24 protein-coding genes are annotated in these 26,642 nt (G+C 69.3%); 8 read left to right on the top strand and 16 right to left on the bottom strand.

What is annotated here, in order from left to right; genetic code table 11:
• Nucleotides 1–314 precede the first annotated feature (314 nt).
• From HEP74_RS11425 to HEP74_RS11435, 3 genes are all read right to left on the bottom strand, one after another.
• On the bottom strand, nt 315–2,318 hold the full coding sequence (locus HEP74_RS11425) for a DUF7844 domain-containing protein (protein WP_185812988.1): 2,004 nt from the start codon (nt 2,316–2,318) through the stop codon (nt 315–317).
• Nucleotides 2,318–2,635: a DUF2388 domain-containing protein gene (locus HEP74_RS11430; protein ID WP_185812989.1), complete on the bottom strand. Its 318-nt coding sequence runs from the start codon at nt 2,633–2,635 to the stop codon at nt 2,318–2,320. Before HEP74_RS11430 ends, HEP74_RS11425 begins: the two co-directional genes overlap by 1 nt.
• Nucleotides 2,636–2,760: 125 nt before the next feature.
• Nucleotides 2,761–4,149, bottom strand: a complete 1,389-nt coding sequence (locus tag HEP74_RS11435) for a D-2-hydroxyglutarate dehydrogenase (RefSeq protein ID WP_185812990.1) — start codon at nt 4,147–4,149, stop codon at nt 2,761–2,763.
• 291 nt (nt 4,150–4,440) lie between these two features.
• On the opposite strand from HEP74_RS11435, the gene serA reads away from it, so the two are divergent.
• Complete coding sequence (gene serA, locus HEP74_RS11440) at nt 4,441–5,682, top strand: phosphoglycerate dehydrogenase (protein WP_185812991.1); 1,242 nt, start codon at nt 4,441–4,443, stop codon at nt 5,680–5,682.
• Nucleotides 5,683–5,887: 205 nt separating this feature from the next.
• Here serA and HEP74_RS11445 read toward each other — a convergent pair whose 3' ends face one another.
• Together HEP74_RS11445 and HEP74_RS11450 are read right to left on the bottom strand one after the other, a co-directional pair.
• Nucleotides 5,888–6,169 carry a hypothetical protein gene (locus HEP74_RS11445; protein ID WP_011036994.1) on the bottom strand — a complete coding sequence of 94 codons (282 nt, stop codon included), beginning with the start codon at nt 6,167–6,169 and terminating at the stop codon, nt 5,888–5,890.
• A gap of 109 nt (nt 6,170–6,278) precedes the next feature.
• Nucleotides 6,279–6,830 carry an NUDIX hydrolase gene (locus tag HEP74_RS11450; protein ID WP_185812992.1) on the bottom strand — a complete coding sequence of 184 codons (552 nt, stop codon included), beginning with the start codon at nt 6,828–6,830 and terminating at the stop codon, nt 6,279–6,281.
• Between the two features lie 170 nt (nt 6,831–7,000).
• Here HEP74_RS11450 and HEP74_RS11455 point away from each other — a divergent pair, with 170 nt between their 5' ends.
• From HEP74_RS11455 to HEP74_RS11480, 6 genes are all read left to right on the top strand, one after another.
• Entirely contained in the window at nt 7,001–8,473 is a 1,473-nt protein-coding gene (locus HEP74_RS11455) for an amino acid permease (RefSeq protein WP_185812993.1), read from the top strand.
• An 85-nt stretch (nt 8,474–8,558) separates the two neighbouring features.
• Entirely contained in the window at nt 8,559–9,995 is a 1,437-nt protein-coding gene (locus HEP74_RS11460) for an amino acid permease (protein ID WP_185812994.1), read from the top strand.
• A 9-nt stretch (nt 9,996–10,004) separates the two neighbouring features.
• Nucleotides 10,005–10,646: a methylthioribulose 1-phosphate dehydratase gene (locus HEP74_RS11465; protein ID WP_185812995.1), complete on the top strand. Its 642-nt coding sequence runs from the start codon at nt 10,005–10,007 to the stop codon at nt 10,644–10,646.
• A 106-nt stretch (nt 10,647–10,752) separates the two neighbouring features.
• Nucleotides 10,753–11,319 (top strand): 1,2-dihydroxy-3-keto-5-methylthiopentene dioxygenase, encoded by a 567-nt coding sequence (locus HEP74_RS11470; RefSeq protein ID WP_185812996.1) that lies wholly within the window; start codon nt 10,753–10,755, stop codon nt 11,317–11,319.
• Between the two features lie 3 nt (nt 11,320–11,322).
• On the top strand, nt 11,323–12,021 hold the full coding sequence (gene mtnC / locus HEP74_RS11475) for an acireductone synthase (RefSeq protein WP_185812997.1): 699 nt from the start codon (nt 11,323–11,325) through the stop codon (nt 12,019–12,021).
• A gap of 59 nt (nt 12,022–12,080) precedes the next feature.
• Nucleotides 12,081–13,085: a C13 family peptidase gene (locus HEP74_RS11480; RefSeq protein ID WP_185812998.1), complete on the top strand. Its 1,005-nt coding sequence runs from the start codon at nt 12,081–12,083 to the stop codon at nt 13,083–13,085.
• Nucleotides 13,086–14,605: 1,520 nt separating this feature from the next.
• Here the strand turns inward: HEP74_RS11480 and HEP74_RS11485 are convergent.
• The 11 genes from HEP74_RS11485 to hisS form a co-directional block, all read right to left on the bottom strand.
• Entirely contained in the window at nt 14,606–16,192 is a 1,587-nt protein-coding gene (locus HEP74_RS11485) for a calcineurin-like phosphoesterase C-terminal domain-containing protein (protein ID WP_185812999.1), read from the bottom strand.
• Between the two features lie 78 nt (nt 16,193–16,270).
• Nucleotides 16,271–16,924, bottom strand: a complete 654-nt coding sequence (hisIE, locus tag HEP74_RS11490) for a bifunctional phosphoribosyl-AMP cyclohydrolase/phosphoribosyl-ATP diphosphatase HisIE (protein ID WP_255427724.1) — start codon at nt 16,922–16,924, stop codon at nt 16,271–16,273.
• Nucleotides 16,914–17,690, bottom strand: a complete 777-nt coding sequence (gene hisF, locus HEP74_RS11495) for an imidazole glycerol phosphate synthase subunit HisF (protein ID WP_185813000.1) — start codon at nt 17,688–17,690, stop codon at nt 16,914–16,916. The genes hisIE and hisF overlap by 11 nt, the downstream gene beginning before the upstream one ends.
• Nucleotides 17,684–18,418: a 1-(5-phosphoribosyl)-5-[(5-phosphoribosylamino)methylideneamino]imidazole-4-carboxamide isomerase gene (hisA, locus tag HEP74_RS11500; protein WP_185813001.1), complete on the bottom strand. Its 735-nt coding sequence runs from the start codon at nt 18,416–18,418 to the stop codon at nt 17,684–17,686. Before hisA ends, hisF begins: the two co-directional genes overlap by 7 nt.
• A complete protein-coding gene (hisH, locus tag HEP74_RS11505; protein ID WP_185813002.1) occupies nt 18,415–19,017 on the bottom strand; it encodes an imidazole glycerol phosphate synthase subunit HisH in 603 nt (200 codons plus the stop codon). The genes hisA and hisH overlap by 4 nt, the downstream gene beginning before the upstream one ends.
• A gap of 28 nt (nt 19,018–19,045) precedes the next feature.
• Nucleotides 19,046–20,173 carry a bifunctional histidinol-phosphatase/imidazoleglycerol-phosphate dehydratase HisB gene (gene hisB, locus HEP74_RS11510; protein ID WP_185813003.1) on the bottom strand — a complete coding sequence of 376 codons (1,128 nt, stop codon included), beginning with the start codon at nt 20,171–20,173 and terminating at the stop codon, nt 19,046–19,048.
• Nucleotides 20,170–21,255 (bottom strand): histidinol-phosphate transaminase, encoded by a 1,086-nt coding sequence (hisC, locus tag HEP74_RS11515; RefSeq protein WP_524540795.1) that lies wholly within the window; start codon nt 21,253–21,255, stop codon nt 20,170–20,172. The genes hisB and hisC overlap by 4 nt, the downstream gene beginning before the upstream one ends.
• Before the next feature lie 20 nt (nt 21,256–21,275).
• A complete protein-coding gene (gene hisD / locus HEP74_RS11520; RefSeq protein WP_185813005.1) occupies nt 21,276–22,571 on the bottom strand; it encodes a histidinol dehydrogenase in 1,296 nt (431 codons plus the stop codon).
• The gene (gene hisG, locus HEP74_RS11525) at nt 22,568–23,482 is read right to left on the bottom strand and encodes an ATP phosphoribosyltransferase (protein WP_185813006.1); all 915 of its coding nucleotides are present in this window, start codon (nt 23,480–23,482) and stop codon (nt 22,568–22,570) included. The genes hisD and hisG overlap by 4 nt, the downstream gene beginning before the upstream one ends.
• 9 nt (nt 23,483–23,491) lie before the next feature.
• Nucleotides 23,492–23,818, bottom strand: a complete 327-nt coding sequence (locus HEP74_RS11530) for a YerC/YecD family TrpR-related protein (RefSeq protein WP_179564306.1) — start codon at nt 23,816–23,818, stop codon at nt 23,492–23,494.
• Nucleotides 23,819–24,173: 355 nt separating this feature from the next.
• Entirely contained in the window at nt 24,174–25,571 is a 1,398-nt protein-coding gene (gene hisS, locus HEP74_RS11535; RefSeq protein ID WP_185813007.1) for a histidine--tRNA ligase, read from the bottom strand.
• 112 nt (nt 25,572–25,683) lie between these two features.
• Between hisS and HEP74_RS11540 the strand changes: the two genes are divergently transcribed.
• Nucleotides 25,684–26,439, top strand: a complete 756-nt coding sequence (locus tag HEP74_RS11540) for a Crp/Fnr family transcriptional regulator (protein WP_255427974.1) — start codon at nt 25,684–25,686, stop codon at nt 26,437–26,439.
• Nucleotides 26,440–26,642 lie beyond the last annotated feature (203 nt).

The following is a 26,642-nucleotide window of genomic DNA, read 5'->3' on the forward strand; positions in this document are numbered from 1 at the left end:
GCCCGTACCCTCATCCGCCCCTTCGGGGCACCTTCCCCCGAAAAGGGGGCCATGGTCCCGGTGGGAGAAGGAACTGCTATAGCCCCTCTCCCACCGGGAGAGGGGTTGGGGTGAGGGTCGGGAGCAAAGCGTCTCGTCCAATCAAGGCACCAGCGGCTTTGGTCGCGGCTTACGGTTGGCTACTAACCGATGTCCTGAATGGCCGCAGTTCGGTCACGCAGGAGCAAATTCCGTTGCGCGACCTCTTCCCAGATGGACAAGTCCCACGAATCCGACGCTCAAACACTTGCTGCCGCGGTCCAACCACCTCCACATCATTGCTTGCCAGCAGGCTGCAACAACGAAGGCGAAACCAGCTGCAGTCCGCCGCTGTCGCGGTTGAGATCGCGCAGCCGCGTTCCCAGCGTCGCCAGGTTCGCGTCGATCTGCTGCAGTTCCGCGCGCAGCGGTGGCGGCAGCAAGGCGTGCAGGCGCGCCTGCAGCGCGGCGCCGTCGCTGCGCAGTGCGTCGATCCGCGCTTGCCCCTGACGCTGCAGCCATGCGCGCTCCTGCGCCTGCGGCAACCCATAGCCGGGCTGGCCCTGCAGCAGCGTCGACGGTTGGCTCAACAGACCTTGCTGCGCCAGCACAGCGCGAACTGCGGCAGCGGCATTCTCAGTCTGGACCTCTGTAGCGTCGGCGACGATGGCAGCATCACCAGCAGCACCAGCACCAGCACCGCCACCGGTACCGGTACCAGCGTCAACGCCGGAACCGGCAGCGGCAGATGCAGGCAGATGCGCCCTGGCCAGATAACGCCGCTTCAACGCATCGCGGCCGCGCTGCTCCTGGCGCCGGCGCGCGGCGTTCTCAAGCAATAAAAGTGCGGCGCTGGCGCGCAGGTCGCCGCGCTGCAGCCAGGGCGCGCGTTGCGCCGCCGGCAGGTCCAGCCAGGTTTCCACGCTGCGCGCCGGCAACGCCAGCTGCGCGCGCGCGACCGCGAACATCGCCGCGTAGTGCGCGCTCGCCGCCGCGAAGTAGTAGCCCTGGCGCGTGGCGGCGTCCGCTTCGTCCAGCACCGCGGTGTCGGCGATGCCGGCGCGGGCCAGGCGGCGCAGCAGGCCGGTCGGGCTGATCCCGGCCAGGCGCGCGCCGGCCAGCCGCGGCACGCCGTCGTGCAGCAGCTTGTAGGTTTCCACCGCGCAGTTGTTGCTGAGAAAGTAATAGCGCCCGTCGTAGCTCCAGTGCAGCTGCGCGGCGCGCTCCAGCAGCGCCGCGCGCTCGTCCGCGCTCAGCCGCAGCGGAATCGACTGCAGGCCGCGCAGTTGCACCTGGGTGTAGTCGTCCACCACCTGGCGCAGCGGCAGCACGAACAGCCGCGATGGATACGAACCGACCAGGCCGCGCATGTTGGAGATCTGCACGTCGTCGACGAACGCGCGGAACGACAGCACCTTGTGATACGCCAGATCCAGGCGGCAATCGGGGCCGGGCGCACGTCCCGGCGCGCAGATCACCAGCCGCAGCATGCTGTGGCCCCAATGGCTCATCGGCTGCGCGTTGCCCTCGGCCAGCAGGTAGTCGATCGCGTAGACCCGCGCCGGATCCAGTTGCAGCAGCGCCGTCTCGTCGGCAAGCGGATCCTGCAGATAGGCCAGGCCGGGCGCGCACGCCGTCGCCGGCGGCGACCAGGCCAGGCGCTGCGCGAAATACCGCGCCAGCGCCGGGCGCCGGCACGCGTAGTCGGGATCCAGCAGGAAATGTTCCAGATTGACCGCGACGAATTCCGTCGGCGACTCAAGTTCGTACCGGTCCGGGCTGCGCTCGCTGAAGGCATTGCGGCCCATGCGCAGGCCCAGCCGCATCGGGCTGACCTGCCAGCCGGCCAGATCCAGCAGGCGCGGATCCGACGACAGCCGGCCCGTCGCGGAGCGGTCGTAGAAATGCGCCAGTTCGTGCAGCAGCGCGGCGATCGCGGGCCGCCTCGCCGGGTCTGCTGCGCCACCGTCGGCGGCACCGGCAGCAGGCTGCGCCATCCACGCGCGCAGCAGGGCCTTGTTCAACAGCAGGTGCCGCGCCTGCGCCCTGCCGTGCACCTGTTCGGGCAGGTCGTCTCGCCATTGCAGCGTCAGCGGCGTCGCGATCGCCGCGCCCCAGGCCGGCGGCAGCTTCGGCAGCGTCGCGTCGAGCAGGGCCTGGCTGGCCGCGCGTTCGGAAGCGCTCAATCCGCCCGCGTCGACCTGCAACCGCACTGCCTGCGCAGGCAGTGCGCACGCCAACCCAAGCAACGCCAGCCACGCCAGCCGGCGCAGCCGCCGGCGCAGCCGCCGGCGCGGCATCACAGCGCCAGGATGGCCTGCGCCAGTTGCAGGTCGCTGGCCTGCTGCGCCTGCGGGTTGCGCTCGCGCAGCACGCGCAGCGCCGCCTCCAGCTGCACGCCGCGGATGCGGCCGGCACTGGCGACGAAACCGGCCGCGTCGTCGCGTGCCTGCAGCACCAGCTTGTCGTCGCCGGAGCTGCTGTCCGAAGAGGCGGAACTGCCGGCAGAACCGGCCGAGGCGGAACCGGCGGAGCTGCCGGCGAAGCTGGAAGCCTGCGCGAACGCGGGGACGGACAGGATCAACAACAGGGCGCAGCGCGCGGTCACTCGGTTCATCGCATCGGTTCCAACGGGATCGGGAAAAGAGAAGCGGCCGTGGCCGCGTCGGCATAGCCTAGCCGGCCGCCGCCGCGAGCGCGAGCATCGACGCCGCGCGCATGCCTGCACGGCGTGTGCGCGGCTCAGGGATCGAACAGTTTGCCTGGATTGAGCAGCCCGGCCGGATCGAACACGCGCTTGACCGCGCGCATCAGCGCGATCTCCTCGGCGCTGCGGGTGCTCTCCAGATACGGCTTCTTGACCAGGCCGATGCCGTGTTCGGCGGAGATGCTGCCGCCATGCTCGGCCAGCACCTGCGCCAGCAGCTTGGTGACCTGTTCGCAGGCGGCGATGAAGTCGGCATCGGCGGTGGCGTCGGGCTTGAGCACATTGATGTGCAGGTTGCCGTCGCCGATATGGCCGAACCAGACCACGTCGAACTGCGGATAGGCTTCGCCGAGCAGGGCCTGGGTCTGCGCCAGGAACGCCGGCATCGCCGAGATCCGCACCGACACGTCGTTCTTATACGGCTTGTAGCGCGCCACCGCCTCGGTGATGCCTTCGCGAAGGCGCCACAGCTGCGCCGCCTGCGCATCGCTCTGGCTGATCACCCCGTCCAGCACCCAGCCCTGCTCCATGCACGCCTCGAACGCGGCCAGCGCCGCGGCTTCCTGCGCCTCGTCGCCGCTGGCGTACTCGGTTACCACGTAGTACGGATAGACCGTGTCGAATGGCGCCTGCGCACCATGCGCCAGCACATGTTGCAACGCACGGTCGGTGAAGAATTCGAACGCCTCCAGTTGCAGGCGGCCGCGGAACGCGGCGAACACCTGCATCAGCACTTCGAACGAAGGCAGCGCCAGCAGCATCACGTTGCTCGGCGGCGGCGGATCGGTCAGCCGCAGCGTGGCCTCCACGACGATGCCGAGCGTGCCTTCCGAGCCGATCAGCAGCTGGCGGAAGTCGTAGCCGCTGGAGTTCTTGATCAGCCCGCGGTTGAGTTCGAGCAGTTCGCCGCTGCCGGTCACCACCTTGAGCCCGGCGATCCATTCGCGGGTATTGCCGTAGCGGATCACGCGGATGCCGCCGGCATTGGTGGCGATGTTGCCGCCGATCGAACACGAGCCGCGCGCGGCGAAATCCACCGGATACACCAGCCCGTGCTCGCGCGCCGCGTTGTGCACCGCCTCCAGCGGCATGCCGGCCTGCACGGTGAGGGTGCGATCGACCGCGTCGAACGCCAGCGCCTTGTTCATCCGCTCCAGGCTCAGCACCAGTTCGCCGTGCGCGGCCACCGCGCCGCCGGACAGGCCGGTGCGGCCGCCCGAGGGCACCACCGCCACCGCGTGGTCGTTGGCCCAGCGCAGCAACGCCTGCACCTCGTCCACCGTGGCCGGCAATGCGATCGCCAGCGGCGCCGGCGTCCAGCGCCGGGTCCAGTCGCGGCCGTAGTGCTCCAGGTCGGCGGGGTCGGTCTTCAGGCGCAGTCCGGGAACGGAGTGCGTAAGGGCGTCCAGGCGCGGATCGGTCATGGGTCGGGATCGGGCAAAGGCAAGCGTTCAAGCGTGCCAGCGTTGGGTAGCGGCGTCCAGTTGGGCGGGACTCGGGACTCGGGACAGGGGACTCGGAAGAGCCGGACCACCAGCATGAAGCGAGGCGGTGCCTTCTTCCCACGCTTCTTCCGAGTCCCGAGTCCCGAACAGATGCAACTGAAACCTTTGCCACCGTTGCGTTTGCGCGACCCCGGCGTCCTATTGCGACGCACCAAAACGCGGACGCATCTGGCATAGTGACCGACCCTTTCGCTTCGCCTCGCCGCCGCAATGTCGCCCAAGAAAACCTCGTTTCCGAAGCAGGACATCCGCGTCCTGTTGCTCGAAGGCATCAGCCAGACCGCCATCGACGTGTTCCGCGCCGCCGGCTACTCGCAGATCGAACTGCACGCCAAGTCGCTGCCGGAAGAGGAACTGAAGGCGCGCATCGCCGACGCGCACATCGTCGGCATCCGCTCGCGCACCCAGCTCAGCGCCGAGGTGCTGGCGCAGGCCAAGCGCCTGATCGCGGTCGGCTGCTTCTGCATCGGCACCAACCAGGTGGACCTGGACGCGGCCGAGCTGGCCGGCATCCCGGTGTTCAACGCGCCCTACTCCAACACCCGCAGCGTCGCCGAACTGGTCATCGCCGAGGCGATCCTGCTGCTGCGCGGCATTCCGCAGAAGAACGCCGAATGCCACCGCGGCGGCTGGTCGAAATCGGCCACCGGCAGCCACGAGACCCGCGGCAAGGTGCTGGGCATCGTCGGCTACGGGCATATCGGCACCCAGGTCGGCGTGCTCGCCGAATCGCTGGGCATGCAGGTGATCTTCCACGACATCGAGGCCAAGCTGTCGCTGGGCAACGCGCGCGCGGCGACCGACCTGGACGACCTGCTGGCGCGCTCGGACGTGGTGACCTTGCATGTGCCGGAAACCGCAGCGACCAAGGACATGATCGGCGCGGCGCAGATCGCGCAGATGAAGCCCGGCGCGCACCTGATCAACGCCTCGCGCGGCACCGTCATCGACATCGCCGCGCTGGACGCGGCGCTGACCTCCGGCCACATCGGCGGCGCGGCGGTGGATGTGTTCCCGGTCGAGCCGAAGGGCAACGGCGACGTATTCGAATCGCCGCTGGCCGCGCACGACAACGTGATCCTGACCCCGCACGTGGGCGGCAGCACGCTGGAAGCGCAGGACAACATCGGCGTGGAAGTGGCGGCCAAGCTGGTGCGCTACAGCGACAACGGCAGCACCCTGTCGGCGGTGAACTTCCCCGAGGTCACCCTGCCCGAGCATGCCGAGAGCCTGCGCCTGCTGCACATCCACCGCAACGTGCCGGGCGTGCTGTCGCAGATCAACGAACTGTTCTCGCGCCACAACGTCAACATCGACGGCCAGTTCCTGCGCACCGACCCCAAGGTCGGCTACGTGGTGATCGACGTCGCCGCCAGCGAGGAACTGGCGGCGGTGCTGAAGGACGAGCTGGGACAGATCGCCGGGACGCTACGCACGCGCATTCTTTACTGAGCGGGACTCGGGACTCGGGACCGGGGACCCGGAACAGCGGCGGCGCTGGCGAGCCCGTTCTCCGACTGCAATCGGGCTTGGAGTGTTTGCGGCTGCGGCGCAAAAAACGCGCGCGGGTGCGAAGGCTTGAATCAAGCGCGGGAAAGCGGATCACGCGGCTTACGCTCTTGCGAATCCCCAATCCCCAATCCCGAATCCCGGCCCCTCAGGGCTGCAACTCGCCGCGCAACCCCTCGCTCAACAGATAGTCGTCGGCCTTCAAATACCACCGCTCCGGGCCGGTGGTGACCGCCTCCATGTACAGGCCGTCGCCGTCCTCGCGCGGCGGGCGCTGCAGGCTGACGATCGCCACGCCATGCGGCGGCCCGCTCAATGCCAGCAGCGCCCGTTGCACGGTACGCGCCAGTTCGGCCGAATCCATCCGGTCGTCGACCGGGCGGAATGCCAGGCGGTAAGTGAATGAAGCAGCGGTGCGGGACATGGGCATGGACAGGCAACGGGCGCCCAAGGGTACCCAATCCCGCCAGGCCCGCCCAGCCGGCCGCGGACGCTCGGCGCCCGAACCAGCCGGTCCAGCAGCCTCCGTCACCGGCGCATCAGCCGCCGCTGTGCGCCAGCCACTTGCCGGCCATGCGCCGCAGCGACGGATCCAGGTCCGGTTCGGCCAGCAGTTCGGTGATCGGGCGCCAGGCCAGGGCCAGCGATTCGGCGCTGACCGCGAACGCCTCGTCGGCGCCAGCGCGCACCACGTAGCGCGCGTCGAAATGCCAGTGCCCCGGCACGTCCTGGCGCTCGGGGATCCAGTGCCGGTCCAGGTCGAACAGTGCGCCGTCCTCCAGCGCCAGGCCCGGTAGCCCGGATTCCTCCTCGGCTTCTTTCAGCGCCACCAGCGCCAGGTCGCGGTCGCCGTCGGCATGCCCGCCCAGCTGCAGCCAGCGCTGCAGCTTGCGGTGGTGGGTCAGCAGGGTGCGGGTGCCGTCGGCGCTGACCAGCCAGGCCGAACCGGTGAAATGGCCGGCCAGGCGTTCGCGCACGAACGGGTCCTGCGCATCGTCCAGCAAAGCCAGGAATTGCGCGGCAAGCTCGGTCTCCTGCGGCCAACGGGCGGCATAGCTCTGCAACTGGCGGCGCAGGGAAAGGTCCGGCATGGGCGGTTCTCGCGATCGGGGACCGCCATTATCGCCGCCGACGGTGCGGCGCGGCTTGTGGCGGCCGTCCGGCTTTGGCATGGTACGACGCTTGCGTGGCCTGCTTGGGCCTAGCGCACCATCTTTACCGGGGCACGACAGCCCCGCTCGCCACCCAGGGGATCCACCGCATGCTGAAGTCTCTGTTGAGGGTCAAGCCGATCGAACCGGCCGGGCACGTCGATGCCGGCGAACCGTTCGAAGGCAGCCTGGAAGGCGAAGCCACGCTGAAACGGACCCTCACCGCCAAGCATCTGATCATGCTCGGCATCGGTGCGGTGATCGGCGCGGGCATCTTCGTGCTAACCGGCCAGGCCGCGGCCAACCACGCCGGACCGGCGGTGATGCTGTCGTTCGTGTTCGCCGGCATCGCCTGCGCCTTCGCCGGCCTGTGCTACGCCGAGTTCGCGGCGATGATGCCGGTCTCCGGCAGCGCCTATTCCTACTCCTACACCACCCTGGGCGAAGGCGTGGCCTGGTTCATCGGCTGGTGCCTGGTGCTGGAATACCTGTTCGCCGGCTCCAGCGTCGCGGTCGGCTGGTCGGCCTACCTGATCAGCTTCCTCACCGGCACCCTGGGGTTGCCGTTCCCGGCGGAACTGGCCGGCGCGCCATTGGCCTGGACCGGCCACACCTTCGTCGCCTCCGGCAGCATCGTCAATCTGCCGGCGGTGCTGATCGTGGTCGCGGTCAGCGCGCTGTGCTACGTCGGCGTGACCCAGTCGGCGTTCGTCAACGCCATCGTGGTGGCGATCAAGGTGTTGGTGATCTGCCTGTTCGTCGGCTTCGGCGTGTCCCACGTCGACCCGGCCAACTGGCATCCGTTCATTCCCGAGAACACCGGACCGGGCCAGTTCGGCTGGAGCGGGATCTTCCGCGCCGCCTCGATCGTGTTCTTCTCCTACATCGGCTTCGACGCGGTCTCCACCTCGGCCGGCGAAACCAAGGACCCGCAGCGCAACATGCCGATCGGCATCCTGGTGTCGCTGGCGGTGTGCACGGTCATCTACATCATCGTCTGCGCGGTGCTGACCGGCCTGCTGCCCTACACCCAGCTCGGCACCGCCAAGCCGGTGGCCACCGCGCTGGAACACTACCCGAGCCTGGCCTGGCTGAAGACCGCGGTGGAGATCGGCGCGATCGCCGGCCTGTCATCGGTGGTGCTGGTGATGCTGATGGCGCAGCCGCGCATCTTCTACACCATGTCGCGCGACGGCCTGCTGCCGAAGCTGTTCGGCAAGGTCCACCGCAAGTTCCACACGCCCTACGTCGGCACCATCTTCGTCGGCGTGGTCGCCGCGCTGCTGGCCGGGCTGATCCCGCTGGACGTGCTCGGCGAGCTGGTGTCGATGGGCACCCTGCTCGCCTTCGCCACGGTCTGCATCGGGGTGATGGTGCTGCGCTTCACCAAGCCCGACCTGCCGCGCCCGTTCCGCGTGCCGCTGGCGATGGTGATCTGCCCGCTCGGCGCGCTGGCCTGCCTGTTCCTGTTCCTGCAGGCGTTCCAGGAACACTGGAAGGTGTTCGTCGGCTGGACCGTGATCGGCCTGTTCATCTATTTCGGCTACGGCATCCGCCACAGCCGCCTGGCCACAAAGGCCTGATTCTCCCCCCGAAGACCGGCGCCCGCGCCGGTCTTCGCGTTCGTTCCTTCTTCCATCGCGCGCAGCGCCAGGCTGGAATCGCTCCATGTTCAAACAACTCTGGGCCACCAAACATCCCCATGCCGCCCACGAGGACGCCGGCGGCCTGGGCCTGCAGCGTGCGCTCGGGCCCTGGGGCCTGACTGCGCTGGGCATCGGCGCGGTGATCGGCGGCGGCATCTTCGTCATCACCGGACAGGCCGCGGCCAACCATGCCGGCCCGGCGATCATGCTGTCGTTCGTGCTGGCCGCGCTGTGCTGCGCGTTCTGCGCGCTGGCCTATGCCGAGTTCGCGGCGATGGTGCCGGTGTCCGGCAGCGCCTACACCTACACCTACGCCACCTTCGGCGAATTGGCGGCGTGGTTCATCGGCTGGATGCTGGTGCTGGAATACGGCGTGTCGGCCTCGGCGGTGGCGGTGAGCTGGACCGGCTATTTCCTCAGCCTGCTCGACCATTTCGGCATCCACCTGCCCGCGGCGCTGGTCAACGCGCCGCTGGACGGCAAGCTGCAGCGCACCGGCGCGATCGCCAACCTGCCCGCCGCCGGCATCGTGCTGCTGCTGACCTGGCTGTGCTACGTCGGCATCCGCAAGTCCTCGGCGATGAACATGGCGATGGTGGTGCTGAAGACCGGGCTGATCCTGCTGGTCATCGCGGTCGGCTGGAAGTACGTGGACACGGCCAACTGGCACCCGTTCATCCCGGCCAACGAAGGCCCCGGCAAGTACGGCATGGACGGCGTGCTGCGCGGCGCGGCGATGGTGTTCTTCGCCTACATCGGCTTCGAGGCGGTATCGGTGGCGGCGCAGGAATCGCACCGGCCGCAGCGCGACCTGCCGATCGGCATGATCCTGTCGCTGGTGATCTGCACCGTGCTGTACATCGCCATGGCGGCGGTGATGACCGGGCTGGTGCCGTACACCCAACTGGGCACCGACGAGCCGGTGGTGACCGCGGTGGCCGCGCATCCGCAGCTGGCCTGGCTGCGGGTGGTGGTCGAGGTCGGCGCGCTGATCGGCCTGTCCTCGGTGGTGCTGGTGATGATCATCGGCCAGCCGCGGATCTTCATGATCATCGCCCGCGACGGGCTGCTGCCGCCGCTGTTCACCCGGATCCATCCCAAGTACCGCACCCCGCACATCAACACGGTGATCACCGGCATCGGCATCGCGCTGCTGGCGGCGCTGTTCCCGCTGGATGTGCTCGGCGAACTGACCTCGATGGGCACGCTGATCGCCTTCGCCGCGGTCTGCGCCGGGGTGCTGATCCTGCGCCGCACCCAGCCGGACCTGCCGCGCCCGTTCCGCATCCCGTTCGCCTGGCCGATCTGCGTCGCCGGGGTGCTCAGCTGCATGGCGCTGCTGTCGGCGATGACCGCGCACAACTGGCTGCTGATGGCCGGCTGGACCGTGCTCGGCCTGCTGATCTATTTCGGCTACGGCTTCCGCCACAGCCGTCTGCGTGCCACACAGGCTCGCTAGAATAGGGGCATGAACGCACAGCCCTACGATACCGAACGCCTGCGTACGCTGGCCCAGCTGCTGATCGGCAACATCCGCGAACTGTCGGAGGCCGGCTGGACCCCGGCCACCAGCAGCAACTTCTCGCACCGGCTCGACGCCGCGCATGCCGCGATCACCGTGTCCGGCCGCGACAAGGGCCGGCTGGTCGAGGCCGACATCATGGTGGTGGACTTCGACGGCGAGGCGGTCGGCAGCGATCACCGGCCCTCGGCCGAGACCCTGCTGCACACCCAGCTGTACCGCCGCTTCCCGGAGATCGGCTGCGTGCTGCACACGCACTCGCCGGTGCAGACCATCGCCTCGCGGCTGTATGCGCCCGCCGGCCACGTGCGCCTGGAAGGCTACGAGCTGCTGAAGGCGCTGCACGGCAACCAGACCCACGAGACCGCGGTGGAGCTGCCGGTGTTCGCCAACACCCAGGACATGACCGTGCTGGCCGCGCAGGTGGACGCGCTGCTCGACCGCGCGCCGCTGTGGGGCTACCTGATCGACGGCCACGGCCTGTACGCCTGGGGCCGCGATATGGCCGAGGCGCGCCGCCACCTGGAAGCCATCGAGTTCCTGCTGCATTGCGAACTCGAACTGCGCAAACTGCGCGCCACCGGCTGAGCCGCGGCGCACGGCGCCGGCGCGACAGCGTTCCAGCGCCGCAACGGCGGCTTACCCGCCAGCTGCTACCCTTTTCCTCCCCTCCACGACGCCCTCGCCCGCCGCCATGAGCCGACTCCGCATCTTCGCCGAAACCACTCCCGACGCGCCGCTGTTCGACAGCCGCGATGGCGACGCGATCGCCGCCGAGCTGCGCAAGATCGGCGTCACCTTCGAGCGCTGGCAGGCCGACCAGCCGATCGAGGCCGGCGCCACCCCGGAAGCGGTGATGACCGCCTACAAGAGCGACATCGACCGATTGGTGGCCGCGCACGGCTTCAAGACCGTGGACGTGGTCAGCATCGCCCCGGACCATCCGCAGCGCGAGGAAATGCGCAAGAAGTTCCTCGAGGAGCATTTCCACAAGGAAGACGAAGTGCGCTTCTTCGTCGCCGGCTCGGGCCTGTTCACCCTGCACGTGGACGGCAAGGTCTACGAGATCGAATGCGTGCAGAACGACCTGATCGCGGTGCCGGACGGCACCCACCACTGGTTCGACATGGGCCCGGAGCCGCGCTTCATCGCGATCCGCTTCTTCACCGAGCCGGACGGCTGGGTCGGCCATTTCACCGGCACCGACATCGCCCAGCGCTTCCCGCGCTACGAAGCGGCGCTGCGCGGCGAGGCGAACTGAGCGATGGGCAACCCACGCGTGATCCTGACCGACATCGAAGGCACCACCAGCAGCATCTCTTTCGTCAAGGATGTGCTGTTCCCCTACGCGCGCCGCGCCCTGCCCGACTTCGTCCGCGAACACGGCCAGCAACCGCAGGTCCGCCAGTGGCTGGACGCGGTGGCGACCGAATGCGGCGGCATCTGCACCGACGCGGTGATCGTGGAGACGCTGCAGGGCTGGATCGACCAGGACCGCAAGCACACCGCGCTGAAGGCGTTGCAGGGCATGATCTGGGAGGCCGGCTACCGCGACGCCGACTTCGCCGCGCATATCTACCCCGACGCCGCGCCGGCGCTGCGCCGCTGGCATGCCGACGGTCACCCGCTGTACGTGTACTCGTCCGGCTCGGTGCCGGCGCAGAAACTGTTCTTCGGCCACAGCGACGCCGGCGACCTGACCGGGCTGTTCTCCGGCTGGTTCGACACCGAGGTCGGCGCCAAGCGCGAAGCGGCCAGCTATGCGCACATCGCCGAGGCCACCGGCGTCGCGCCCGCGCAGATCGTGTTCCTGTCCGACGTCGTCGCCGAGCTCGATGCCGCGCGCGAGGCGGGGCTGGACACGGTGCTGGTCGATCGCCGCGAGGACTATCCCGAACCGCGCCTGGGCGACGCCTGCAACGGCCACCGGCGCGTGGAGAGCTTCGCCGAGCTGGCGCTCTGAGCGTCGCGGCAGCCGCCGCCGCACGCGACCGCCTCCTTTCTCCGCCGCAGCCGCCGCCCATGCCTTCGTTCCTGCGCAGCCTCCGCGTGCCGCACCGCCGCCTGGCCCTGGCCTTGCTGCTGGCGCTGCTGCTGCCCGCCTGCCATCCGGATGCCGGCGCGGCGCAGGCACAGGTCGATGCGGCGGTGCCGGTCGATCCGATCGACCAGGCGCAGCTGCGCAAGGCGCTGGCCGCGCTGCAGCCGCAGCGGCCGGGCACCACCGACCTGTACGTGGTCGGCTTCGCCGGCGACGCCAGCGAGGACGTGTTCCGCAACGAGACCCAGTACCTGCGCCAGCTGTTCGCGCAGCGCTTCGACGCGGCGGGGCGAATCGTCACCCTGATCAACCACGCCGACAATCTCGGCGCCCACGCCTACGCGCCGCAGGCCTCGTACGACAACCTGGCCGACACGCTGCAGCGGATCGGCAGGCTGATGGACAAGCGCGAGGACGCGCTGCTGCTGTTCCTGACCAGCCACGGCACCGAGCAGCACGAACTGTACGTGCAGTTCGGCCCCGGCGAGGACGCCGACTACGACACCATCACCCCCAAGGAATTGCGCGGGCTGCTCGACGATGCCGGCATCCGCAACCGGGTGATCGTGCTGTCGGCCTGCTATTCGGGCGGCTTCGTGCCGGCGCTGAAGAGTCCGGACACGCTGATCATCACCGCCGCGCGCCGCGACCGGCCCTCGTTCGGCTGCGGCAACACCGCCAGCGCGACCTATTTCGGCCGCGCCTGGCTGATCGACGCGCTGGCGCGCACCACCGATTTCGTCGAGAGCTATCGCCTGGCCACGGCCGAGATCACCGCGCGCGAACAGGCCGAAGGCGAAGCGCCGTCGTATCCGCAGCTGTACGTCGGCGCGCGCATCGCGCCGTTGCTGCAGCGCTGGCGGGCGCAGCTGCAGCCGGTTGCGGCGCCGGCGTATCCCTATGCGGAACCTGAGGCGGAGATGGAGACGGAGTCGGAGACAACAGCAACGCCGGACACAGCGGCCGGCGGCAAGGCTGGGCAATAGCTAAGCCGGGCAAGACTTCGGATCCGAATGCCGACGACGAAGCCGAGATGGCAGGTTCGGTGCGCGCGCGACAGTATCCGAAAGGATGATGAGGTGACTTCGCCCTGACCCTCAGCTCCGCCCACTCTCCCACGGGGACTTCCTTCGGTCGCCGGGGGAGAGGAGCTTCAGTGTGGTGATCGGCATCGCCCTCAGCGGTCGTACCCATCATGGGCGTCGCGCGACGACAGCCGCGCAAGACGATCCCACAAGTACGCAGTGCGGCATCGAGCGCATGTCTTGCGTGCGTCGCCTTGCGAGTAGATGAGAGTGAGTCGCGTTTGATCGCCGAATCGTGGCACTCGCTAGACTTGGCCTCGCAGCAAGCCCGCCAGCCTCACGCCAGCCAGCTGCGCCCGATCCTTCCGCCCGCTCGCCTTCGCTCGCCAGCCAGGATCACCCGCTTTCGACAGCCTCCCGCGCGGAGGCGTCTTTGTTTTTGGGATTCGGAAAAATGCACTTGCTGGTCTTGCGTCTTGTGGTCAGCGATGACAAATCCGTGGGCTCGGAAGGGTTGGCTGCTCACGCTCGTCGCGACTGAGGTCGCTCTCACAAGAACTCGCGGCAAGCCAGCCGAGTGCACTGTAGGAGGGGCTTCAGCCCCGACAGTTCGCTTGCGGAGCCGACCAGTTTGCCGACGCATTCGTCGCGGCTGAAGCCGCTCCTACAAAGGCTCGCAGCAGCGGCCTGGACGCAATGCGGGAGGGACTTCAGTCCCGACAGCTGACGAAGCCACCCATCTCGCTGCCACATTTGTCGTTATCGAAAAAACTCTCATACAGAAAGCGCAGAAAGCCAGCCTGAGCGCACTGTAAGAGGAGCTTCAGCCCCGACAGTTCGCTTGCGGAGCCGACCAGTTTGCCGACGCACTCGTCGCGGCTGAAGCAGCTCCTACAAAGGCGCGCAGTAGCGGCCTGGACGCAATGCGGGAGGGACTTCAGTCCCGACAACTGACGAAGCCACCCATCTCGCTGCCACATTTGTCGTTATCGGGAACTCTCCTACAGAAAGCGCAGAAAGCCAGCCTGAGCGCACTGTAGGAGGGGCTTCAGCCCCGACAGTTCGCTTGCGAGGCCGGCCAGTTTGCCGACGCATTTGTCGCGGCTGAAGCCGCTCCTACAAAAGCGCGCAGCAGCGGGCTGGATGCAATACGGGAAGGGACTTCAGTTCCGATAGCAGACGAAGCCCCCATCTCGCTGCCGCACTTGTCTTGATTGGAAGCTCTTCTACAGGAAGCGCAGAAAGCCAGCCTGAGTGCACTGTAGGAGGGGCTTCAGCCCCGACAGGTCGCTTGAGGAGCCGACCATTTCCCGGCGTATTTGTCGCGGCTGAAGCCGCTCCTACAAGGGCGCGCAGCAGCGGCCTGGATGCAATGTGGGAGGGACTTCAGTCCCGACGCAGGAAGCCTGACCGTTCGCCGTACGCCGTTTCTTGCATCGGCCAGGAACCCGTTGCAGCAATGCGCCGAACGCCGCGCGCACTCAGGGCGTCGCGTCCTGCAGTCGATAGCCGGTGCTCGCGCGCTGTTCGCCGCGCCAGCGGTCGAAGGCACGGACTTCGATGCGGTGCGCGCCGGCGCCCAGGTCGGTCGGCAAGGCTCCGCGCCACAGGTGCTGCGACGGGGTCGCTTCCGGCGAGCGGTCGTAGCCGCGCAGGGTCTCGGCGGCATCGTCGCGTGCGTTCTCGGCGAGCAGGTCCGGATCCGGCTGCTGCACGCGGGCCATCGGTTTCCACGCGCCATCGTCGATGCGGTATTCCACGCGGCTGTCGTCCTCGCCCATGAACACGTTCGCGTACACCGCCCAGGCCGGATAGGCGCCGCGGCGCAGCACCTTCGGCGCGTGCAGGGTCATCGACGCATCGTCGGCCGCGCGCGCGGCGTGGTAAGCCAGCGCGTATCGGCCATCGCGCTGCAGCGTCAGCAGCGCATAGCCGTTCGGGGTGCCGTCGGCCATCGTCGCGGTGGGAATGCCGTCGGCATCCTTGGCCCCGGACCAGAACGCGCCGCAGGCCGCGCCCACGTTGTACTCATGCAGCGGCTGCGCGCCGTGCCAGCCGTCGTCGGCGCCGTGGTAGTAATGCCGCTGGGTGTGGCTATGGCCGCTGAGCACCAGCACGTGCGGAAACGCCTGCAGCAAGGAGAACAGGCGCGCGCGGTCGGCATGGCGGAAGGTCTCCTTGCCCGGCGCGGCGTCGAACAGCGGGATGTGCATGCCCAACACCAACAGCCGCTGTTTTGGCAGCGCCGCCAGGTAGGCCTGCAGGAACGCGAACTGGTCCTCGCGCAAACCGCCGATGTATTTGGGCTGCTGCTGCGGCTGGTAGACCACGTCGTCGAGAAACACGAAGCTGGCGCCGCCCTCTTCCACCGCGTAAGTATCCGGCCCGTAGACCGCGCGCCAGCTGGACAACGAGCCGGCATCGTCGGCCGCATCGAAATTCAGATCGTGGTTGCCGGGCACATGGAACCATGGCACGCCGAGCTTGGCGGTTTCGGCATTCAGCGCCGGATACAACGACAGGTCGTCGCTGACCACGTCGCCCAGGGTGGTGCCCAGGCGCGCGCGGGTCTTACCCAGCAGCGGCGCGACGATGTCGCGCGCGTAGTAGCCGACATCGGTCGCCGAGGCGGTCTGGGTGTCGGCGAACACCAACACCTCGGTGCTGGCCGCCGGCGCTTGCGTGCGCAGCGCGAAATCCCAGCCACTGGTGGCGCCGCCGGTCGGGGCGATGCCCGGATACTTGAGCTTGGGCGATCCCGCCGGCGCGTAATGCCGCCAGTAGGCCGGCAAACCGTTGCCGGCGCTGGCGAAGGCGTAGCCGTCGGGCTTGATCACGAACACCGTGCGCCCCGGCTCCACCGCCAGGCTGTAGCGGCCCTGCGCATCGGTGCGCACGATATGCACGCCGTCGGAGACCTGCACACCGGCGATGCCGCGCTCGCCGTTGCTGAGGCCCGCGTGGCCGTCGCGCTCCTGGTAGACGCTGCCGCTGATCGTCGCCGGCTGCGTCAGCGCGGGCGCCGCGGCGGTCAACAGGCAGGTAAGCACTACGGCGCGCAGCAGCATGCGGGACATCCGGCAATCGACAGAAGCCGCGATTGTAGCCACCCGCCACGGCACGACGGTGACCGCCGTCGCGTCGGCCTAGTTGTGCCGCGCTTCCAGCACCGCGACCGCGTCGGCCAGCGCCAGGCCGCGCGCGCGCAGCAGCACGGTCAGGTGATACAGCAGGTCGGCCGATTCGCCGAGCAGCGCTGCATCGTCCTGCGCCACGCCGGCCAATGCGGTCTCCACGCCTTCCTCGCCGACCTTCTGCGCAATACGCCGGGTGCCCTTCTCGAACAATTGCGTGGTGTAGCTGCCCGGCGGACGCTCGCGTTCGCGTTGCTCCACCAGGCGGTCGAGCGCGCCCAGGAACTGGCCAGGCGCCTGCGGGAAGCAGCTGCTGCGGCCGAGGTGGCAGGTCGGACCGTGCGGGTGCGCCAGCACCAGCAAGGTGTCGCGGTCGCAGTCGGTCTCGATCGACACCAGGTCCAGGGTGTTGCCGGAGCTTTCGCCCTTGGTCCACAGGCGCTGCTTGCTGCGGCTGTAGAAGGTGACCTTGCCGCTGGCGCGGGTCGCGGCCAGGGCATCGGCATTCATGTAGCCGAGCATCAGCACGCGCAGCGTGGCCGCGTCCTGCACCACCACCGGCAGCAGGCCGTCGCCCTTGCTCCAGTCCAGCGTGCTCCAATCCAATGCGTCCCAATCAAACGCCGCATCCGCGGGCACGGCGGCGGTTTCGTGCTCATGCGCCATCGCGCACCTCGATCTGTCGTTGGCGCAGGAAGCGCTTGAGGTCGGGAATCGGAATCGCGCCGCTGTGGAACACGCTGGCGGCCAGCGCGCCGTCCACGTCGGCCTGTTCGAACACGTCGGCGAAGTGCTGCATCTCGCCGGCACCGCCGGAGGCGACCAGCGGCACCTTGCACAGCGAGCGCACCTCGAACAGCTGTGCAATGTCGTAGCCGCGGCGCACGCCGTCGTTGTCCATGCAGTTGAGTACGATCTCGCCGGCGCCGAGTTGCTGCGCCTCCACCACCCAGTCCACGGTGCGCACGCGCAGCGCCTGGGTCTTGCTCGGATCGCCGGTGAAGCGGCGCACGCGCCACTGGCCGTCGTCCTCGCGGATCGAATCGATGCCGACCACCACGCATTGCACGCCGAACGCTTCGGCCAGTTCGGCGATCAGCGCCGGCCGTTCCAGCGCCGGCGAGTTGATCGAGATCTTGTCGGCGCCGGCGTGCAGCACGGCGCGTGCGGTAGCCACGTCGCGGATGCCGCCGGCCACGCAGAACGGGATGTCGATCAGCCGCGCCACCCGTTCCACCCAGGCGTAGTCGACCGAGCGTCCTTCCGGGCTCGCGCCGATGTCGTAGAACACCAGTTCGTCGGCGCCCTGGTCGCGGTAGCGCAAGGCCAGCTCGACGATGTCGCCCATGTCGACGTGGTCGCGGAACTTGACGCCCTTGACCACGCGGCCGTCGCGCACGTCCAGGCACGGGATGATGCGCCGGCTCAGCATGCCAGCGCCTCGTCCAGCGTCAGCCGGCCTTCCAGCAGCGACTTGCCGAGCACCGCGCCGGCGCAGCCGACCTCGCGCGCGGCGCGCACGTCGGCCGCGTCGCGGATGCCGCCGGAGGCTTGCACGTGCACGCCCGGCGCGATCCGGCGCAGGTAGGCGTACAGCTCCAGGTTCGGCCCGGACAGCATGCCGTCGCGCGCGATGTCGGTGCACAGCAGGTGTTTCAGCCCGGCCGCCGCGTATTCGACCGCCAGCGCCTCCAGGGTCAGCGAGGAGGTCTCGGTCCAGCCCAGCACCGGCAACCGCCACACGCCCTGCGCGTCCTGGCGCGTGTCCAGCGCCACGGTGATGCGCTCGGCGCCGAACTCGGCCAGCCATTCCAGCACCGACTCGCGGTCGCGCACCGCCAGCGAGCCGATCACCACGCGCGCGGCACCGGCGTCGAGGATGCGCTGTACGTCGGCACGCGAGCGCACGCCGCCGCCGGTCTGCACCTGCAGCCCGGTCTGGGCGCCGATCTGGCTCAGCAGCGGCGCCAGGGTGTAGCCGCCGGCGCGCGCCGCATCCAGGTCCACCAGGTGCATCCAGCCTGCGCCGGCGTCGGCGAAGGCCTGCGCGCGCGGCAGCGGATCGTCGCCGTAGTGGGTTTCGCGGGCGTAATCGCCCTGCGCCAGCCGCACCACGCGGCCGTCGCGGATGTCCAGCGCGGGATAGACGATGAAGCTCATGGGAAATCGGTCTCGAGGAAGTTGCGCAGGATGCGCGCGCCGGTGCTGGCCGAGCGCTCGGGATGGAACTGCGCGCCGCAGCGTCGGCCGTGCTGCACCACCGCGGTGAACAGGCCGCCGTGGTCGCAGGCGGCCACGGTATCGGCGGTGACCGGTGCGGCGTAGCCATGCACGAAGTACGCAGTGGCGGTCTCCGGCAGACCCTCAAGCAACGGCGACGGACGCATCGGCAGCAGCCGGTTCCAGCCCATGTGCGGGATGCGGATGCCTAGCGCCGGCGGCATGTGCCGGACCACGCCGGTCAGCAGGCCCAGGCAATCGACGTCGCCTTCCTCGGAATGCTCGAACAGCAGCTGCATGCCCAGGCAGATGCCGATCAGCGGCACCTCGAGCGCCCGCAGCGGCTCGATCAGGCCTTGCTCGCGCAGCCGCGCCATCGCATGCGGCGCGGCGCCGACACCGGGCAGGATCACCCGGTCGGCGCCCTGCAGCCCGGCGGCGTCGCGCACCAGCCGGGCTTCCACGCCGAGGCGTTCCAGTGCATAGCGCACCGAACCGAGATTGGCGCCGCCGGCATCGATCAGGGCGACATCGCTCATCGCACGCTCCTCGCAACGCCCGCGCGCATCACAGCACACCCTTGGTCGAAGGCAGCGCGGCGCCCTCGCGGCGCAGCGCCTGGCGCAAGGCGCGCGCCAATGCCTTGAAGCAGGCTTCGACCTTGTGGTGGTCGTTGTCGCCGTGCACGCGCAGGTGCAGGTTCAGGCCCGCGGCGTCGCACAGCGAACGGAAGAAATGCGGCACCAGTTCGGTCGGCAGGTCGCCGACGCGCTCGCGCTTGAACTCGCCTTCGAACACGAAGTACGGGCGGCCGCTGAAATCCAGCGCGGCGCTGGCCAGGGTTTCGTCCATCGGCAAGGTGAAGCCGGCGCGACCTGCGGCGTCGGCGGCCGGCCACGGGCTGTCCGGCGGATCGAAGCCGTAGCGGCCGATGCCGCGCTTGTCGCCCAGCGCCTGGCGCAAGGCCTGGCCCAGCGCCAGGCCGGTGTCTTCGATGGTGTGGTGCTCGTCGATGTGCAGGTCGCCCTCGGCGCGCACGTCCAGGGCGAAGCCGCCGTGCTTGCCGATCTGCTCGAGCATGTGGTCGAAGAACGGCAGGCCGGTGGCGCACTGCGGATCGCGCGCCAGGTCCAGGTCGATCTCGACGCGGATCCGGGTTTCCTTGGTGTCGCGCTGCACGGTGGCGCGGCGCGGCGCATCGGCCAGTTCGTGGGCGATGCCGGCCCAGTCCCAGTCGCCGCCGAACTGCTCGGTCTTCAGCTGGAAGCCACGGATACGCAGGTTCTCGGCGAACTGGATGTCGGTGAGGCGGTCGCCGACCATCGCCGAACGCGCCCAGTCGATGCTGCGGTCCTGCAGGTACGGCAGCATCAGGCCGATGCCGGGCTTGCGCGTGGGTGCGTTGTCGCCCGGCCAGCTGCGGTCGATCAGCACCTCGCGGAAGGCGATGCCCTGGCTGGCGAAGATCTGCAGCATCAAGTCGTTGGGGCCATCGAACGCGGCCTGCGGATAGGCGTCGCTGCCCAGTCCGTCCTGATTGGTGACGATGACGAACTGGTAGCCGGCATCGCGCAATCTCAACATCGCCGGGATCACGCCCTGCACGAAGCGCAGCTTCTCGTAGGCGTCGATCTGGAAATCGGCCGGCTCCTCGATCAGGGTGCCGTCGCGGTCGACGAACAGGATCGGGGTCATGCCGCCGCCCTCCCCGCCTGCAGCGCACCCAACACGCGCTGGTTCTGCTCCGCGGTGCCAATGGTGATGCGCAATGCATCGCCCAGGGTCGGGGCGGCGCGCTGGTCGCGCACCACCACGCCGGCGCCGAGCAAGGCGCGGAACGCGGCTTCGGCATCGTCGAAGCGCAGCAGCAGGAAGTTGCCTTGCGAGGGATACACGCGGCGCACGCCGGGCAGCGCGGCCAGCGCGGCGGACATGCGCTCGCGCTCGCGGCGGATCTCGGCCACGCGTGCCGCGGTCTGCCGCAACGGCTCGGCCTGCAGCGCGGCCAGCGCCAGCTGCGTGCACGGCGCCGGAATCGGATACGGCGCCTGGCAGCGGCGCAGCACCGCGATCAGCGCCGGATCGGCGATCACGCAGCCGATCCGCGCCGCGGCCAGCGCATGCGCCTTGGACAGCGTGCGCAACACCGCCAGGTTGGGATACCGCGCCAGCAACGTGGTCGCCGACGGCACATCAGAGAATTCGCCGTAGGCCTCATCGACCACCAGCAAGGCGCGCCCATGCAGGCGCTCGGCGGCACGTTCGATGTCGGCCAGCGGAATCGCCGCCCCGCTGGGATTGCCCGGGGAGCAAAGGAACACCAGCTTGGCCATCTGCGTTAGCGCCGTCTCCACCACCGCGTCGACGTCCGTGACCAGGCCGGCGGCATCCTCGCGCAACGGCACTTCGACGATGCGCGCATTCTGCAGCCGCGCGCAGACCGCATACATGCCGAACACCGGCGGGGTGATCACGATCGCGTCGCGGCCCGGCTCGCACAGCGCGCGCAGCAGCAGGTCGATGGTCTCGTCGCTGCCGCGGCCGAGCAGCACCTGCTCCGGCGCGCAGGCGTACAGCGACGCCAGCGCCGCACGCAGTGCCGGCGGTTGCGGATCCGGATAGCGGCGGTTGCCGGCATCGCGGTCGGCGGGATTGGCCCAGGCCGATTCGTTGGCGTTGAGCCAGACCTCGCCGTGCAGCGCGCTGCTGCGCGCCGAGGAATAACCGGCGAAGTCGCGCAGGTCGTGGCGCACCAGCGCCAGCATCGATCCCGGCATCTGCGTGTCGTTCGGCGCGCTCATGCCGCCTTCTCCATCCGCAGCGCCACCGCATTGGCATGCGCGTCCAGGCCTTCGGCGCGCGCCATGATCACCGCACAGGCGCCGATCGCGGCGATGCCGGCGCGGCTGGCGCTCTGCACGCTGACGAAGTTCTGGAAGCTGGCGACGCTGACCCCGCTGTAGGCGCGCGCCGCGCCGTTGGTCGGCAGCACGTGGTTGGTGCCGCTGCAATAGTCGCCCAGCGCTTCCGGGGTGTAATCGCCGAGGAACACCGAGCCGGCCGCCTCGACCCGCTCCAGCCAGCCGCGCGGCTCGCGCAGCGCCAGGATCAGGTGCTCGGGCGCATAGCGGTTGCTGATCGCGAAGGCGTCCTCGAGCGTGCCGACCTGGATCAGCCGCGACGCGGCCAGCGCCTGGCGCGCGATCGCCGCACGCGGCAGCGTCGCCAGCTGGCGCTCGATCTCGTCCTCGACCGCATCGATCAGCTCGGCGCTGTCGGACAGCAGCAGCACCTGCGAGTCCGGGCCGTGCTCGGCCTGCGACAGCAGGTCGGCGGCGACGAACGCGGCATCGGCACCGACATCGGCGATCACCAGCACCTCGGAGGGGCCGGCTGGCATGTCGATCGCGGCGGCCCCAGCCTGCGCCACCTGCTGCTTGGCCTCGGTGACGTAGCCGTTGCCCGGCCCGAACAGTTTGTCGCAGGACGGCACCGAGGCGGTGCCGAAGCCCATCGCCGCGATCGCCTGCGCGCCGCCGAGCTTGAACACGCGGTCCACCCCGGTCAGCTTCGCCGCGACCAGCACCGCCGGATCGGCCGAGCCGTCGGCGCGCGGCGGCGTGCACAGCACCACTTCGCGGCAGCCGGCCAGCGCCGCCGGCACGCACAGCATCAGCGCGGTGGACGGCAGCGGCGCGCTGCCGGCCGGCACGTACAGGCCGACCCGGCCGATCGGCCGCACTACCCGCTCGCAGACCACGCCCGGCGCGGTTTCCACCGCGTAGGGCTGCGCCATGCCGGCGCGGTGGAAGGTCTCGATCCGCGCCGCGGCCTGCGCCATCGCCTCGCGCAGCACTGCCGGCACCGCCGCTTCGGCGGCGGCGAACTCGTCGGCACCGACTTCGAAACTCTGCAGCGCCACGCCGTCGAAACGCGCGGTGATCTCGCGCAATGCCGCATCGCCGCGGCCGCGCACGTCGTCCAGCAGCTGCGCCACCGCGGCGCGGGTCTGCGCGGCGACGGTCTGCGCCGGCCGGGTCAGGGCCTGCGTGCGCGCCTGCGCGTCGAGCGAATTCCAATCCAGTCGGTTCATGCCAGCGAGCGCTCCACCGTCAACACCATCAGCCCCTGCGCGCCGGCGCGCTCCAGTTCCTCCATGCGCTGCCAGGTGATCGCGCCGTGGCACATGGTCTGCAACTGCAGCGGGCCATCGCCGTCGCCGGGCAGTTGCACCAGCGGGTCGGCATCGGGCAGCAGCCGGGTCAGTTCGGCGACGTGATCGCGCGAGGCGCGGAACATCAGCAGCTTGCTGTCGCGCAGCTTGAGCACGCCGTCGAGCCGGCGCAGCAGCATCGCCGCCAGCCCGGCGCGGGCGTCGCCCGGTTCGCGCACCGGCCCGGCCAGCACCGCCTCGCTTTCCAGCAACGTCTCCACCGGCTTGAGCTGGTTGGCGGCCAGGGTCGCGCCGCTGGACACCAGGTCGCAGATCAGGTCGGCGGTGCCCAGACGCGGCGCGATCTCCACCGAGCCGGACAGTTCCACCACCTGCGCGTCGAGGCCGCGCGCTTCCAGCCAGTCGGCCAGCACCGCCGGATAGCTGGTGGCGATGCGCTTGCCCTGCAGTTGTTCCGAGCCGGTCCACTCCCAGCTGTCGGGCACCGCCAGCATCAGCCGGCACTGGCCGAAGTTCAGTCCGCGCAGCGCGCGGTAGGCTTCCGGCAGGCCGTTGCGGCGGCGCTCGCCGGCCTGCTCTTCCAGCTCGTTGCGGCCGACGATGCCGAAATCGCAGACGCCGTCGGCGATCAGCCCGGGGATGTCGTCGTCGCGCACTAGCAACAGGTCCACCGGCAGCGACTCGCCGTAGCAGAACAACTTGTCGCGGCTCTCGCGCCAGCTCAGCCCGCAGGCGGCCAGCACCGCCCGCGCCGGCTCGGCCAAGCGGCCGCTCTTCTGGATCGCGATACGCAGCCGGTCACGCGCCGGCGCTGCCAGGGAAGCACTCATCAGGACATCTCAATGGGAATCGGAGGGGCGCGCCGCTTGCCGGCGCAGCGCCGTGGCATAGCCGCCGGCGCCGTATTCCAGGGTCCGCGCGACGCGGCCGATGGTGGTCACGCTGACCTGGGTCAGCTCGTGGATCTCGCGGTACGGCACGCCCTTGAGCAGCAGCGGCACCACCCGCCAGCGATCGGACATCGCCTCCAGTTCGGCCGGCGTGCACAGGTCCTGCAGGAACGCGGCGACCTCCTGCGGCTTGCTCAGGTGGGCCAAGGCGCGCGACAGCGCCTTGAACGAGGTGTCGCTGTCGCGATCGGGTTGCGTGGCGGGTCGTTGTTTCATTGCGATAATGTAATAGCGTGTTAGTACATTAGCGCGATTGGACAGGCCGGGTCAAGCCGCGGTGTGCAGGGGCGTTGTGTGGATGTGTTCGATCACCGATGAGCGCGAGGGCGCCATGCGCTCTGTCGCGGCTGAAGCCGCTCCTACAAGGTGCACGAAAGTTCGCGCACACCGCCCCCTGTAGGAGCGGCTTCAGCCGCGACAGGCACTCACACCCACCGCATAGGCCAAGGGCGCAGGAGCGGCTTCAAGTAGCGCCAGGCCCTGGTCATCCGCGTCGCGACTGAAGTCGCTCCCACAAGGGATACGCGGCGCGAACGACCAAGTTGCGCCACGCCCGACCCTGCATCCCCGCTCAGGGCATGACCTTGGCCTGCTCCAGCTCGACCAGCAGGGCGCTGGCCAGTTCGTCGCGGGCGACCTCGAACTGCTGCTCGCGCACCAGGTCCTTGACCGCGACCACGCCGCGCGCCAATTCGTCGTCGCCGGCCAGCACCACGAAGCGGATGCCGGCACGCGCGGCGTACTGGAACTGCTTGCCGACCTTCTTCGGCTCCATCTGCACTTCGGTATTGATGCCGCCGACGCGCAGGCGCCGGGCGATGTCCAGCGCGTCGTCCAGCTTGGCTTCGTCCATCAGCGCCACCATCGCCTGCACGCTGCTGGAGGCGATGCCCTCGATCAGCCCGGCCTCGCGCAGTTGCCAGAACAGGCGGGTCAGGCCGATGGAGATGCCCACGCCCGGCAGCTTGGACTTGCTGTAGTGGCTGGCCAGGTCCTCGTAGCGTCCGCCCGAGCAGATCGAGCCGATCTGCGGGTAGTCGGTCAGCAAGGTCTCGTAGACGGTGCCGGTGTAGTAGTCCAGGCCGCGGGCGATGGAGAAGTTCAGGCAGTACGCGGTTTCCGGCACGCCCAGCGCCTTGACCAGGGCCAGCACCTCGCGCAGCTCGGCCACGCCTTCGCGCAGCGTCGCGCTCGAGGCGGCCGCCGCGTCCAGCGCATCCAGCCGCGCCAGCGCGTCGTCGTGGCCGCTGGAGCGCACCGCGACGAAGGCCAGGATCTGTTCGACCTGCTCGGCTGGGATAGCGAAACCCTCCCCGGCCAGCGTCTCGCGCACGTAGTCGGCGCCGCGCTTGTCCAGCTTGTCGACCTCGCGCAGCACCGCCAGCTGGCGCTCGCCCTCGGCCACGCCCAGGCTCTCGAAGAAGCCGCGCATCAGCTTGCGGTTGTTCAACTGCACCGCGAACGCGCCGATGCCCAGTTCGGCGAACACCGCGTGGATCACCGCCAGCACTTCGGCGTCGTAGCGGATGCTCAGCGCATCCTTGCCGATCACGTCGATGTCGCACTGGTAGAACTCGCGGAAACGGCCGCGCTGGGCGCGCTCGCCGCGGTACACGCGCTGCATCTGGTAGCGGCGGAACGGGAAGCTCAGCTCGTGTTCGTGCTCGGCCACGTAGCGCGCCAGCGGCACGGTCAGGTCGAAGCGCAGCGCCAGCTCCGGCAAGCCGCCCTCGCCGCTGGCCTCGGCATTGGCCAGCGCGCCGGTGGACTGCACGAAATACACCTGACGCTCGGTCTCCCCGCCGGACTTGGTCAGCAACACGTCGGACAGTTCGAACACCGGCGTCTCCACCGGCAGGAACCCGAACCGCTCGTAGTTGCGGCGGATGACGTCCAGCATGCGCTGGAACGCGATCTGCTCGCGCGGCAGCAATTCCATGATGCCGGGCGGCGTACGGGGCTTGATCACGTGCAAAACTCCTGCGTCTTGGGGGCAAACAGACGTCAATTCTAGCCGTACCGGGGTGCCGGCGAACGTATCGGCGTATCATCCCGGCGTGACCACTCCGCCCGCCAAGCGCATGCACCGGACCGTCCCCGGCTTCGCCCTGCCCTATGCCGAACCCGCCGCGGCCCGCGATCCGAACGCGCACGAATGCATGCATTGCGCCGTGCGCCACCTGGCGATCTGCTCGGCGCTGGCCTGCGACGAAGTGCAGGCGCTGGAGCGGGTGACCACCTCGCTGTCCTACGCCGCCGGCGCCACCCTGGTCCGCACCGGCGAGGCGCGGCAAGCGGTCTATACCGTCACCTCCGGCGCGCTGCGCCTGGTTCGCACCCTGGCCGACGGCCGCCGCCAGGTGGTCGGCTTCGTGCTGCCGGGCGACTACGTGGGCCTGAGCGAGTCGGAGAAATACCGCAACGACATCGAAGCGATCGCCGACAGCCGCGTGTGCCGGGTGTCGGTGGCGCAGATGCGGCTGCTGCGCACGCAATACCCGCAGCTGGAACGCAAGCTGTTGCAGCGCGCCTGCCTGGAACTGGACGCGGCCCAGGATGCGGCGCTGTCGCTGGCACGCCTGCAGCCGATGGAAAAGCTCGCCGACTTCCTGCTGAAGCTGGCGGCGCGCACCGCCAGCCGAGGCGATCCCGGCAACACGGTGACCTTGATGATGGGCCGCGGCGACATCGCCGACCATCTCGGCCTGACCATGGAAACGGTCAGCCGCACCTTCACCAAGCTGCGCCAGCAAGGCCTGATCGCGCTGCCGCAGCTGCACGTGGTCGAGATCCGCGACTTCGCCGCCTTGCACCGGCTGGCGTCCGACGAAGCATGAGCCGATGGGCGGCGGCGATTTTTTCGCCAGCCCCTGTCTACGCCTTGCACCACCGCGCCCGCACCGACTTATCCACAGGTTTCCAGGGCAACGCTCCACATGCGCTGTGGACAACCCGGCGGACCACGACTGCCTTCGAACCGCGGAGCTGGCTGCGGCCTTAGGGCCCGCCTAAGCGGACCAACGGTCGCGGACGGCGCAGA

This window comes from Xanthomonas sp. SS (genome assembly GCF_014236835.1).
Classification (GTDB): domain Bacteria; phylum Pseudomonadota; class Gammaproteobacteria; order Xanthomonadales; family Xanthomonadaceae; genus Xanthomonas_A.